The organism is Blautia sp. AM29-29, from assembly GCF_003480555.1.
Lineage (GTDB): Bacteria > Bacillota > Clostridia > Lachnospirales > Lachnospiraceae > Fusicatenibacter > Fusicatenibacter saccharivorans.
Genome location: NZ_QUJD01000026.1, coordinates 1 through 307, shown reverse-complemented (window position 1 = coordinate 307; position 307 = coordinate 1). Strand labels below are relative to the sequence as shown.

The window sequence follows — 307 nt, the reverse complement described above, 5'->3', positions numbered from 1 at the left end:
TCCAGACGCGTCCGATAAGAAGATACACTCCCAAGCGCATGCTGGACTGCCGCCCGTCTGAAATAGGATGGCATCTTGGGAAAGCAGAAATCAAAATCAAACCGGGCCGGATTCCGTTTCGTTGTATGCACCAGATGTTCCGCTGCATTGAAACGTTTCTTACTTTCCTCAATTTTGACCAGTTCTTCCCATACAGATTCATACACTTCGACCAGATAGCGGACAGCAGAACGGTAAATCTCCAGTGTCTGGCGGATCGGAATATTCTGTTTTCGTAATTCTACACCATAACTGGATATGATTTTCA

Annotated in this window: 1 pseudogene; it reads right to left on the bottom strand. The window is 45.9% G+C overall.

The window, feature by feature from the left end:
- Positions 1–307: pseudogene (locus DW769_RS14960) on the bottom strand (IS200/IS605 family accessory protein TnpB-related protein); the annotation flags it as partial.